This is a genomic window from Micromonospora sp. DT48 (assembly GCF_049844495.1).
In the GTDB taxonomy this organism is placed as follows: Bacteria; Actinomycetota; Actinomycetes; order Mycobacteriales; family Micromonosporaceae; genus Micromonospora.
The window spans coordinates 65,382-77,152 of record NZ_JBNCLE010000002.1; the positions used below are offsets into that span (position 1 = coordinate 65,382).

At 71.4% G+C, this 11,771-nt stretch carries 9 protein-coding genes; 7 read left to right on the top strand and 2 right to left on the bottom strand.

The genetic code is table 11. From position 1 onward, the window contains the following. Positions 1-72: 72 nt before the first annotated feature. Complete coding sequence (locus tag ACLQ2S_RS00455; protein WP_425700896.1) at positions 73-837, top strand: TetR/AcrR family transcriptional regulator; 765 nt, start codon at positions 73-75, stop codon at positions 835-837. 42 nt (positions 838-879) lie between these two features. Further along, positions 880-1,245 (top strand): PH domain-containing protein, encoded by a 366-nt coding sequence (locus ACLQ2S_RS00460; protein ID WP_155214639.1) that lies wholly within the window; start codon positions 880-882, stop codon positions 1,243-1,245. A 39-nt stretch (positions 1,246-1,284) separates the two neighbouring features. Here ACLQ2S_RS00460 and ychF read toward each other — a convergent pair whose 3' ends face one another. Beyond that, positions 1,285-2,370 (bottom strand): redox-regulated ATPase YchF, encoded by a 1,086-nt coding sequence (gene ychF / locus ACLQ2S_RS00465; RefSeq protein WP_309222527.1) that lies wholly within the window; start codon positions 2,368-2,370, stop codon positions 1,285-1,287. A 51-nt stretch (positions 2,371-2,421) separates the two neighbouring features. Further along, positions 2,422-2,904, bottom strand: coding sequence for a hypothetical protein (locus ACLQ2S_RS00470; RefSeq protein WP_155214638.1), 483 nt, complete (start codon positions 2,902-2,904; stop codon positions 2,422-2,424). 131 nt (positions 2,905-3,035) lie between these two features. On the opposite strand from ACLQ2S_RS00470, the gene ACLQ2S_RS00475 reads away from it, so the two are divergent. The 5 genes from ACLQ2S_RS00475 to valS all read left to right on the top strand — a co-directional run bounded on the left by ACLQ2S_RS00475 (position 3,036) and on the right by valS (position 11,707). Then, positions 3,036-4,463, top strand: a complete 1,428-nt coding sequence (locus ACLQ2S_RS00475; protein ID WP_309222526.1) for a DNA-3-methyladenine glycosylase 2 family protein — start codon at positions 3,036-3,038, stop codon at positions 4,461-4,463. A gap of 8 nt (positions 4,464-4,471) precedes the next feature. Continuing rightward, a complete protein-coding gene (locus ACLQ2S_RS00480; RefSeq protein WP_309222592.1) occupies positions 4,472-4,975 on the top strand; it encodes a methylated-DNA--[protein]-cysteine S-methyltransferase in 504 nt (167 codons plus the stop codon). Between the two features lie 337 nt (positions 4,976-5,312). Next, entirely contained in the window at positions 5,313-7,166 is a 1,854-nt protein-coding gene (locus tag ACLQ2S_RS00485; protein WP_425700897.1) for an ABC transporter ATP-binding protein, read from the top strand. Beyond that, entirely contained in the window at positions 7,163-9,040 is a 1,878-nt protein-coding gene (locus tag ACLQ2S_RS00490; RefSeq protein ID WP_425700898.1) for an ABC transporter ATP-binding protein, read from the top strand. The genes ACLQ2S_RS00485 and ACLQ2S_RS00490 overlap by 4 nt, the downstream gene beginning before the upstream one ends. Before the next feature lie 63 nt (positions 9,041-9,103). Then, complete coding sequence (gene valS, locus ACLQ2S_RS00495) at positions 9,104-11,707, top strand: valine--tRNA ligase (RefSeq protein WP_425700899.1); 2,604 nt, start codon at positions 9,104-9,106, stop codon at positions 11,705-11,707. Positions 11,708-11,771 lie beyond the last annotated feature (64 nt).

The window sequence follows — 11,771 nt, forward strand, 5'->3', positions numbered from 1 at the left end:
ACCGTACGATACGACGTACCGTAACGTAAGGTGGGTGGCGGTTCATTCCCGTACGGCAGGAGGCGACCGAGGATGGCCGAGCACACCGGAACGGGCGACCCGTTGCTGAGCATCGCGCTGCTGTGGCGGACCAACCCGAAGACCGGACGTTCCGGCCTCACCCTCGACGCGATCGTGGCGGCCGCCATCGCGGTGGCGTCGGAGATCGGGATCGACAAGCTCTCGATGCGCAAGATCGCTGATCGCCTCGGCGCGGGAGCGATGTCCCTCTACGCCCACGTCCCGGGCAAGGGCGAACTGATCGACCTGATGGTCGACCACGTCAACGGCACGCTCTACCAGTCGCCGGACGACCTGCCGCTCGACTCGGGATGGCGGCCCGCCCTGGAAGCCGTCGCCGAACGGAACTGGGAACTCTTCGCGGCGCACCGCTGGCTGCTGGGCATCGACGTCACCCGCCCGCCCCTGGGCCCCGGCACCACGTCGAAGTACGACATCGAACTGCGGCCCCTCGTCGGCATCGGGCTCAGCGACGTCGAGATCGACCAGGTGCTCACCCTGGTCCTCGATCACGTCAGGTCGTCAGCTCGGCTCTCCCTCGGGGTCGCGGAGACCGCCCAGGCCACCGGGCGCGACGATCGTGAGTGGTGGGACACCGCCGGTCCGCTGCTCGCCGCCCTGATCAGCCCGGAGCGGTACCCCCACGCCGCCCGGATCGGCAACGCGGCCGGTGCCGAGTACGACGCCGCGATCGACCCCGACCGGGCGTACAGCTTCGGCCTGCGCATGATCATCGACGGGGTCGAGCGCCTCGTCGCGAGCAAACAGGCAGGCTAGGCCGATCTTGATTGGTGGCATCGACCACCTACCGTGGCGTACATGACGAACGCGACGTATGACCGCAAGGAGCAGTTCCAGCAGATCCAGAGCGGCCTGCTCGACGGGGAACAGATCATCGCCGTGTACGACGCCGTCGGCACCGGCACCGGGTTCATCGGGCTGACCGACCGGCGGGTGATCATCCAGGACCGCTCGTTCATCGGCAAGAAGTACGCGATCACCAGCATCCCGTACTCGAAGATCACCAGCGTGAGCGTGGTCAGCAACAAGTCATGGGGCGGGTCCTTCTTCTCCACCGGCGCGATCGCCATCCACGTCGGCGCGCAGACCTATGAGGTGGAGTTCCGGGGCGACCAGAAGAGCCACCATGTGCACAACGTGATCCTGCACTACATCAGCAGCTGAGCCGACCGTCCACACCCTGTTCGACCTGGTGCGCGGGACTCAGACGTTGAAACGGAACTCGACGACGTCGCCGTCCTGCATCACGTACTCCTTGCCCTCGATGCGGACCTTGCCCGCCGCCTTGGCCGCCGCCATCGAGCCGGCCTCGACCAGGTCGAGGTAGGAGACGACCTCGGCCTTGATGAAGCCGCGCTGGAAGTCGGAGTGGATCACCCCGGCGGCCTCCGGTGCGGTCGCGCCGACCGGCACGGTCCAGGCCCGTGCTTCCTTGGGCCCGGCAGTGAGGTACGTCTGGAGGCCGAGCGTCCGGAAGCCGACCCGGACCAACTGGTCCAGCCCCGGCTCGGACTGCCCGATCGACTCCAGCAGCTCCCGGGCCTCCTCCTCGGGCAGGTCCACCAGCTCGGATTCGATCTTGGCGTCCATGAAGACCGCCTCGGCCGGTGCCACCAGTGCGCGCAGTTCGGCAAGGAACTCGGCGTTGTTCAGCTCCGCCTCGTCGACGTTGAAGACGTAGAGGAACGGCTTGGTGGTGAGCAGGTGCAGCTCACGCAGGTGCGCCAACTCGACGCCGGCTGCCGCCGCACCGACGTAGAGGGTGGTGCCCCCGTCGAGGACCTCGACGGCCTTGCGGGCGGCGTCCACCGCGGCGGCCCGGTCCTTGCGGAGCTTGGCCTCCTTCTCCAACCGGGGCAGCGCCTTCTCCAGCGTCTGGAGGTCGGCCAGGATCAACTCGGTGTTGATCGTCTCGATGTCGTCGGCCGGGGAGACCTTGCCGTCGACGTGCACCACGTTCGGGTCGGAGAAGGCTCGCACCACCTGGCAGATCGCCGAGGCGTCCCGGATGTTGGCCAGGAAGGCGTTGCCCCGCCCCTGCCCCTTGGAGGCGCCACGCACCAGACCAGCGATGTCGACGAACGACACCGGGGCGGGGATCACCTTCTGCGAACCGAAGATCTCGGCGAGCTTGTCCAGCCGTTCGTCGGGCAGCCCGACCACGCCGACGTTGGGCTCGATGGTGGCGAACGGGTAGTTCGCGGCGAGCACGTCGTTCTTGGTCAGCGCGTTGAACAGGGTGCTCTTGCCGACGTTGGGCAGGCCGACGATGCCGATGGTGAGACTCACGACGAGCCAGCTTACGCGGTTACCGCCGGGCCACCGACAGGTAGGCGGGTGTCACCGGTCGTGCCGGGGCCGCCGTTGCTGCGGCACCAGCAGATCGACCCGCAGCGCGTCCGGGGCGAGTTCGGCCGCAGCGGCCAGCGGCAGCGTGAACCGGGCGTCGGCGGCGGGGCCCGCCTGCTGCGACTCGCCGAGCATCCAGTGCACCTCGTCGGCGGTCCAGCCGAGCCGCGGGCGGGCGGCGATCTCCCGGAGCAGCCGCAGCGCCGCCCGGGTGTCGTCGTCGTAGAAGCGCATGCACCAGTGGTGCACCCACATCCCGAGCGCGCGAACCCCGTCCTGGTCGAGCGACCCGACCAGCCGACCGCAGGCGGTGTCGCTGAAGGCACGCCCCGGGTCGTCGGCGCGGTCCCGCTCGATGGCGCCGACCGCGGCGGGGGCGACGGCACGCATCCGGTCGTAGAAGCGTTGGACCACTGTCGGGTCGAGCGGTGGGTGCTCGTGCCTCGACGTCGCCCGACCCGCCACGCTAACCATTGCCGCACCCTTCTGGAGTTGGTGGCCGCACGCTACCCACGACAACCGACAATTCCGCGTGCCGCTCGGCACCACGGTGTGGTCCGATTTCCGCGAGCCGGACGGGTGTGCGCAGGCGCATCATCGGTGGCGTGGAGTTGGACTTCGAGCGGTGTTACCGGGCCGTCGACAGCCGTGACCAGCGATTCGACGGCTGGTTCTACACCGGCGTGACCTCGACCGGGATCTACTGCCGGCCGTCCTGTCCGGCGGTGACGCCGAAGCGGCGCAACGTCCGTTTCTTCCCGTCGTCGGCGGCGGCCCAGCGGGCCGGGTTGCGCGCCTGCCGCCGCTGTCGCCCGGACGCCTCCCCCGGCTCACCGCAGTGGGACGTACGGGCCGACGTGGTGGGCCGGGCGATGCGGCTGATCGCCGACGGCGTGGTCGACCGCGACGGGGTGCCCGGGCTGGCCGCCCGACTCGGCTACACCGAGCGGCACCTGCACCGGATGCTGCGGGCGGAACTCGGCGCGGGACCGCTGTCACTGGCCCGGGCGCAGCGGGCGCAGACCGCCCGCACCCTGATCGAGACGACCGGGCTGGGCCTGGCCGAGATCGCGTTCGCCGCCGGGTTCGGCAGCGTCCGGCAGTTCAACGACACCGTACGCGCGGTGTACGGGGCCGCGCCGTCGCAACTACGGGCCGGTAAGGACGCTGCGGTCGGTGGTGCGGGCACGGTCACCCTGCGGCTGGCGTACCGTCCGCCGCTGCATGCCGCCGCGTTGCTCGACTTCTTCGCCCGCCGGACGCTGCCCGGGGTCGACGAGGTGGTCGACGGGGCGTACCGCCGGGGTCTGCGGTTGCCGCACGGCCCCGGCGAGGCCACGCTCACCCCGGCGGTCGGTCACGTGGCGGCGACGCTGCGCCTGACCGACCTACGCGACCTGGCTCCCGCCGTGGCCCGGTGCCGACGCCTGTTCGACCTGGACGCGGACCCGGTCGCCGTCGACGACACGCTCGCCGACGACCCCGCGCTGGCCGCCTCCGTGGCGGCGGAGCCGGGGGTACGCGTACCCCGCGCGGTGGACGGCTTCGAGATCGCCGTCCGCGCCATCGCCACCCAGCAGGTGTCGCTGGCCTCCGCCCGCACCACGCTCAGGCACCTGCTCCGCGAGGCCCACGGTGAGCCGGGCAACGGCACACTGTCCGGATTCCCCACCGCCGAGGAGGTGCTTGAGGTGCCGGATTCGGGGTTCCGGATGCCGGCGGGTCGACGCGAGACGATCCGGGCGGTGGCGCGGGCGGTCGCGGCGGGCGAGATCGACCTGGAGCCGGGCGGGGACCGGGCGGAGACGGTGCGGCGGCTGACCGAGATCCCGGGCATCGGCGCCTGGACGGCCGGCTATGTGGCAATGCGCACGCTCGGCGACCCCGACACGTTCCTCCCCACCGACCTCGCGGTCCGCCGGGGAGCCGCCGCCTCGGGACTTACGGACGATCCCAGAACCCTTGACGAGTACGCGGCCCGCTGGCGCCCCTGGCGGTCGTACGCCGTGATCCGCCTTTGGAGGTCAGCATGAACAGCACGATCAGCTCGATCGACAGCGCGGTCGTCGACACGCCTGTCGGACCGTTCGCCGTCCTGGTCGGTCCGGACGGCGCGGTACGGGCGTCGGGTTTCACCACGGACCCGGCGACCCTGCTGCCCCTGGTGCACCCGAGCCTGCGCGGCGAGCCGCGACAGCGGCCGGATCTCGGCCCGGTCACCGCGGCGGTCGCCGCGTACCTCGCCGGTGATCTGGTCGCGATCGACGACGTCCCGGTCGAACAGCACACCGGCGGAGCGTTCATGGCACACGCCTGGCGGGTGCTGCGCGACGTCAAACCGGGTGCGCCGGTCACCTACACCGGGTACGCCGCGCTGGCCGGCCGACCCATGGCGGTACGCGCCGCCGCGGCGGCCTGCGCCCGCAATGCCGCGGCGCTCTTCGTCCCCTGCCACCGGGTGCTGCGCACCGACGGCACGCTCGGCGGCTACCGCTGGGGGCTGCCGGTGAAACGCTGGCTCCTCGACCACGAACACCTCGGCTAGAAATGTCACACTGGGTAACCGTCACGGTGTGCGACGACCGCCGCCGGACGCCTGCCGGGTGACCATGCCCCAACCGCACGCTTTGCTCTGCTTCACTCCACGCACCAGCCGGTGACCAGCGCCATCGCGCCGGCGGCGCGCCAATCACAAAGCCGCCACCCGGCACAGAGGGTGACCGTTGCGTGGGTTGAAGCAGAGCAAAGGGGGTGAGGGGGAGACAGGGGTCGAGCTTGACGGCCACGCGGCGTCAGGAGCGACCGGAGGAGTACGGACGCCCAGCGGGAGCTGACGGCAAGCTGACAGCGGCGGCGCAGCCAAATGCGGCTACCGTCGGATAGTGGCTGCGGGGAGCGGCGGCGGCCCGGCCGACCGGGGCGAGATCCGTCGACATCCCCTGCGCAACCTCTGGCGCCTGCGCCGCTACCTACGCCCGCACCTGGCCGAGTTCGGTTGGTTGATGCTCGCCGGGCTGACCTCCACCGCCGCCGGCCTCGCTGTCCCCCTGGTGGCGCAACGGGTCGTCGACGGGCCGGTGGCCCGGCGTGACCTGACCGGGCTCTTCCTGCTGGCCGGGCTGGCGTTGCTGCTCGGGCTGGCCGAAGCGGTGCTCATCTTCATTCGGCGTTGGATGCAGTCGTCGTCCTCGGTGGCGATGGAGGCGGCCATCCGCACCGACGTCTACGCCCACCTGCAACGACTGTCGGCCGGGTTCCACGACCGGTGGCCGTCCGGGCAGCTGCTCTCCCGGATCACCAGCGACCTGTCGGTGCTGCGCCGGTTCCTCTCCTTCGGCCTGTTCTTCCTCATCCTGAACCTGGTCACCTACCTGGCCGTGGTGGTGCTGCTGATCCGGCTGCATCCCGCGCTCGGCCTGCTGGTGGCGGCCAGCGCGGTGCCGCTCTTCCTGATCGCCCGCCGCTTCGGCCGGCACTATCACGTCGCGTCCCGCCGCATGCAGGACCAGCAGGGTGACGTGGCCACCCTGGTCGAGGAGACCGCGCAGGGCCTGCGCACGATGAAAGCGTACGGGCGGGGACCGCAACTGGCCGCCCGGTTCGCGGCCGACACCGAAGCGTTGCACGACATCGGGATCGGCAAGGGACGGCTGCTCGCCCGCACCTCCGCGCTGCTCGGTCTGGTGCCGAACCTGACCCTGGGCGTGGTCCTGGTGGCCGGTGCCGCCGCGGTCGCCGACGGCCGGCTCACCATCGGCCAGCTCATCGCCTTCGTCAGCCTTCAGTTGATGCTCATCTGGCCGGTGCAGTCACTGGGCTGGATCATCGCCAACGGGCAGGAGGCGGCCACCGCCGCCGACCGGATCCAGGACGTGCTGGACAGCCGCCCGGCCATCGTGGACCGGCCGGTCGCCATCGCGCTGGCCCGCTCGGCGGTACGCGGTCGACTCCGCTTCGAGGGGGTGGGTTTCCGCTATCCGGGCAACGCCCTCCCGGTGCTGCGCGGGCTCGACCTCACCGTCGAGCCGGGCGAGACCCTGGCCGTGGTCGGTGCCACCGGCAGCGGCAAGAGCACCCTGTTGTCCCTGGTGCCCCGGCTGCACGAGGTCAGCACCGGGCGCATCACCCTCGACGGGCACGACCTGCGCGACCTGCGGTTGGCCTCACTTCGCGGCCTGGTCGGTTTCGCCTTCGAGGAGCCGACACTGTTCTCCATGTCGGTGTGGGAGAACCTCACCCTGGGCCGATCCGACGCCAGCGAGGACGAGGTCCGCGCCGCCCTGGCACTGGCCCAGGCCGAATTCGCGTACGACCTGCCGTGGGGACTGCGTACCCGACTCGGTGAGCAGGGCCTGTCGCTCTCCGGCGGCCAGCGGCAACGGCTCGCCCTCGCCCGAGCGGTGTTGATCCGCCCCGCCGTGCTCGTCCTCGACGACCCGCTCTCCGCGCTCGACGTGCACACCGAGGCGCTGGTGGAGGAGGCGCTCAAGCGGGTGCTGCGGAACACCACCGCGCTGCTGGTGGTGCACCGTCCCTCCACCATCGCGCTGGCCGACCGGGTGGCGTTACTGGAGCACGGCCGGATCACCGCTGTCGGTACCCACACCGAGCTGCTCGCCACCGTGCCCGCGTACCGTGGCCTGCTCTCCGCCGAACCGGCCGAACCGGCCGAACCGCCGATCGCACGCTCCGGGACCGGTCCGACGTCGGGCGGCTCCTCCCTGGTGCGCTCGTGACCGCCGCCTCGGCGGTGCCGGATCCGCCGTCCGAGGCGAACCCGGCCCACTGGCGGGGGGTGGCACCGGATCCGCACGCCGACCGCAGTCTCGCCGAGGACAGCGACCCGGCGGCGGTGGCTCGGCTCCGCGTCCGCAGCCGGGCACTGCTGGCGGACGTGCTACGCCCGCACCGGGCCCGGCTGGGCGGTGCGGTCGCGCTGCTGTTGACCCAGAACGCCGCGGCCATGTCCGGGCCGTACCTGGTGATGCTCGGCATCGACCGGGCCATCGAGCCGCTCCGGGCCGGCGAGCCCGGCCCGCTGATCGGCGTGGCCGTGGCCTTCGCCGCTGCGGCGGGCGTCGAGTACGCGGCCCGGCGTGGCTTCCTCACCCTCTCCGCCCGGATCGGCCAGGCCGTCCTGCTCGACCTGCGCCGACGGGTGTACGCGCACTTCCTGCACCTGCCGGTGGCGTTCCACGAGCGCTACACGTCGGGTCGGATGATCTCGCGGCTGACCAGTGACATCGACTCGATCGCCGAGCTGGTCGACGGGGGCGTCGAGAGTCTGGTGATGGCCGCCCTGACGATCGTCTCGGTGGCCGGCATCCTGCTCTGGTTGGACCTGCCGCTGGCCTCGGTGACGCTGCTCGCCTTCCCGCTGCTGTTCTGGTTGTCCCGCTGGTTCGCCCGCGCCTCGGCCGCCGCGTATCGGCGCACCCGGGAGGCGGTGGCGCTGGTCATCGTCCACTTCGTCGAGTCGATGCGGGGCATCAGGGCGGTTCAGGCGTACCGTCGCCAGGCACGCAACCAGCACATCTTCGACTCGCTCAACGACGACTACCGGCGTGCCAGCCGGGACGCCTACCGCCTGATCGCGACGTACGCGCCGGGCATCAAGCTGATCGGCAACGTCACTGTGGCGGTGGTGCTCTGCTACGGCGGTGCCCGGGTGCTGGGCGGCGAGACGGGCGTCGGCGTGCTGGCCGCCTTCCTGCTCTACCTGCGCCGGTTCTTCGAGCCGATGCAGGAACTCAGCCAGTTCTACAACTCGCTCCAGTCGGCCACGGCGGCGCTGGAGAAACTCGCCGGGGTGCTCGACGAGCGGCCGTCGGTCCCCGAGCCGACCCGGCCCGTGCGGCTGCCCGACGGCCCGGACCGCGGTGCGGTCCACTTCCACGCGGTGTCGTTCGGGTACCGCGCCGACTCGCCGATCCTCACCGGGCTGGACCTCACCATTCCCGCCGGGCAGACGGTGGCCCTGATCGGGCCGACCGGTGCCGGTAAGTCCACCGTCGCCAAGCTGCTGGCCCGGTTCCACGACCCGGACACCGGCACGATCACGCTCGACGGGGTGGACCTGCGCGAGGTCGCCGACGCGGACCTGCGCCGGGCGATGGTGCTGGTGACCCAGGAGACCCACCTGTACGGCGGCACCGTGGCGGACAACATCCGGTTCGGCCGCCCGGACGCCGACGACGCCGCCGTGCAGGCCGCCGCCCGGGCGATCGGCGCGCACGACTTCATCTCGGCGCTGCCCGACGGGTACGCCACACAGGTGCACCGGCGCGGTGGTCGCCTCTCCGCCGGACAGCGTCAGTTGGTCGCCTTCGCGCGGGCGTTCCTGGCCGATCCGGCGGTGCTGATCCTCGACGAGGCCACCTCGTCGCTGGACGTGCCGACCGAACGGCTGGTGCAGCACGCCCTCGGCAGCATCCTGCGGGACCGGACCGCCCTGGTGATCGCGCACCGGCTCTCCACGGTGGCGTCCGCCGACCGGGTGCTGGTCCTCGACCGGGGTCGGATCGTCGAGGACGGCCCGCCCGCCGAACTGATCGCGAGCGGTGGTCGCTACGCCGACCTGCACCGCCAATGGCGCGACTCGCTGCTCTGAAGTGCGTGTTCCTGACCGGATATTCGGCGTGCCCGCCAGGGTGCCGGTGCCTACGATCGGCGGATGACCGATACGGCGAGGACGGCCCGCACCGGTGTCCCCGAACGCCCGATCCTGGACGGGCTGGAGGAGACCTGGTCGCGCCGCTGGCAGGAGGACGGCACGTACGCCTTCGACCGCGATCGGCCGACGACGCGGGTAGGCGGCACGACCTCCCCCGGTGGTCGCAGGTCGGACGTGTACGCGATCGACACCCCGCCGCCGACCGTATCGGGTGAGCTGCACATGGGGCACGTCTTCTCGTACACCCACACCGATCTGATCGCCCGGTTCCAGCGGATGCGTGGCCGGGCGGTCTTCTACCCGATCGGTTGGGACGATAACGGCCTGCCCACCGAACGCCGGGTGCAGAACGTCTACGGGGTGCGCTGTGATCCTTCCCTGCCGTACGACCCGGACTGGGCGCCGGCAGCCGATCCGGTGGACGACGCCGCCCGGAAGAACCCGAAACCGATCTCCCGACGCAACTTCATCGAGCTGTGCGAGCGGTTGACCGCTGCCGACGAGCAGGTCTTCGAGGCGTTGTGGCGGCGGCTCGGCCTGTCGGTGGACTGGTCGTTGATGTACACCACCATCGGACCGACGGCCCGGGCCACCTCGCAGCGGGCGTTCCTGCGCAACCTGGCCCGAGGCGAGGCGTACCAGGCCGAGGCGCCGACGCTGTGGGACGTCGGGTTCGCCACCGCCGTGGCGCAGGCCGAGTTGGAGGACCGGGAACGCCCCGGGGCGTACCACCGGTTGCGTTTCCACGCGCCCGACGGGCGGGAGGTGCTGATCGACACCACCCGACCGGAGTTGCTGCCGGCCTGCGTCGCGCTGGTCTGTCACCCCGACGACGAGCGGTACGCGGACCTGGTCGGCGGCTGTGTGCGTACCCCCGTGTTCGGGGTGGAGGTGCCGGTGCGCGCGCACCCGCTGGCGGAGCCGGCCAAGGGCACCGGCATCGCGATGGTCTGCACCTTCGGTGACCTGACCGACGTGACCTGGTGGCGGGAGTTGTCCCTGGCGACGCGGGTGGTGATCGGCCGGGACGGCCGGCTGCTGCCGGAGCCACCGGCGGGGGTGCCCGCACAGCCGTACGCGGCGCTGGCCGGGCAGACCGTCAACGGCGCCCGGCGGACGGTGGTGGCGCAGCTGACCGAGGCGGGTGACCTGGTCGGCGAGCCACGCCCGATCACGCACGCGGTCAAGTTCTACGAGCGGGGCGACCGTCCCCTGGAGATCGTCTCGACCCGGCAGTGGTATCTGCGCAACGGCGGCCGTGACCCGCAGTTACGGGCGGAACTGCTGGCCCGGGGCCGGGAACTGCGCTGGGTGCCGGAGCACATGCGGCACCGCTACGAGCACTGGGCGGGCGGCCTGACCGGCGACTGGTTGGTCAGCCGGCAACGCTACTTCGGGGTGCCGGTGCCGGTGTGGTACCGGCTCGACGACGCCGGTGAGCCGGACTGGAGCCAGCCTCTCGTACCGGAGGAGTCCGCGCTGCCGATCGACCCGGCCGAGGACGCCCCGCCCGGGTACGACGAGTCGCGTCGTGGGGTGCCGGGCGGCTTCGTCGGCGACCCGGACGTGCTGGACACCTGGGCCACCTCGTCGCTGACCCCGCAGATCGCCGGTGGCTGGGAACGTGACCCGGAGTTGTTCGCGCAGGTGTTTCCGATGGACCTGCGTCCGCAGGGCCACGACATCATCCGTACCTGGCTGTTCGCCACCGTGGTCCGGGCACACCTGGAGCACGGCGAGTTGCCCTGGCGGACGGCGGAGCTGTCCGGTTGGATCCTCGACCCGGACCGCAAGAAGATGTCGAAGTCCGTGGGCAACGTGGTCACCCCGATGGCGCTGCTGGAACAGCACGGCTCGGACGCGGTGCGGTACTGGGCGGCCAGCGGCAAGCCCGGCACCGACCTGGCCTTCGACCCGGCGCAGATCCGGATCGGCCGACGGCTGGCCACCAAGCTGCTCAACGCGTCGAAGTTCGCGCTCGGGCTGGGTGCCGCCGACGCGCTGCGCGCCCCGGCGACCGAACCACTGGACCGGGCCATGCTCGCCGAACTCTCCGAGGTGGTGACGGCCGCGACGGCGGCGTTCGAGGAGTACGACCACACGGCGGCGCTCCAGGCCACCGAGTCGTTCTTCTGGCGGTTCTGCGACGACTACATCGAGTTGGTGAAGGAACGCGCCTACGGCAGCGGGGCGGCGGCCGACTCGGCGCGGGCCGCGTTGGCGTGTGCGCTGTCGGTGCAGTTGCGGCTGTTCGCGCCGGTGTTGCCGTTCGTGACCGAGGAGGTCTGGTCGTGGTGGCGGTACGGTTCGGTGCACCGCGCACCGTGGCCGACCACGTACGAGGTGGGTCGCGCCGTCCAGGGCGACGGTGATCCGCACCTGCTGCGGCTCGCCGCCGACGCGTTGGGACAGGTCCGGCGGGCCAAGTCGGAGCGGAAGCTGTCGATGCGGGCGGAGGTGCCGCTGGCCGAGGCGCTCGGCCCGGCCGACCTGCTCGACCAGCTCACCCTGGTCCTCGACGACCTGCGCGCGGCCGGGCGCATCGGCAAGCTCGACCTGCTCCCCGATCGCACCGCCGAACTGGTCATCGCCTGCGCCTTCTGACGGAGCGCAAGGAAGGGCACCTTATTAACGTCTGGTGTAGAGGAAGGGCACCTTATTAACCCCG

What these genes read in the sequence shown, in the direction of transcription:
- ACLQ2S_RS00460 (WP_155214639.1), top strand. Translation starts at nt 880, where the DNA reads ATGACGAACGCGACGTATGACCGCAAGGAGCAGTTCCAGCAGATCCAG.
- ACLQ2S_RS00470 (WP_155214638.1), bottom strand. Translation starts at nt 2,904, where the DNA reads ATGGTTAGCGTGGCGGGTCGGGCGACGTCGAGGCACGAGCACCCACCG.
- ACLQ2S_RS00455 (WP_425700896.1), top strand. Translation starts at nt 73, where the DNA reads ATGGCCGAGCACACCGGAACGGGCGACCCGTTGCTGAGCATCGCGCTG.
- valS (WP_425700899.1), top strand. Translation starts at nt 9,104, where the DNA reads ATGACCGATACGGCGAGGACGGCCCGCACCGGTGTCCCCGAACGCCCG.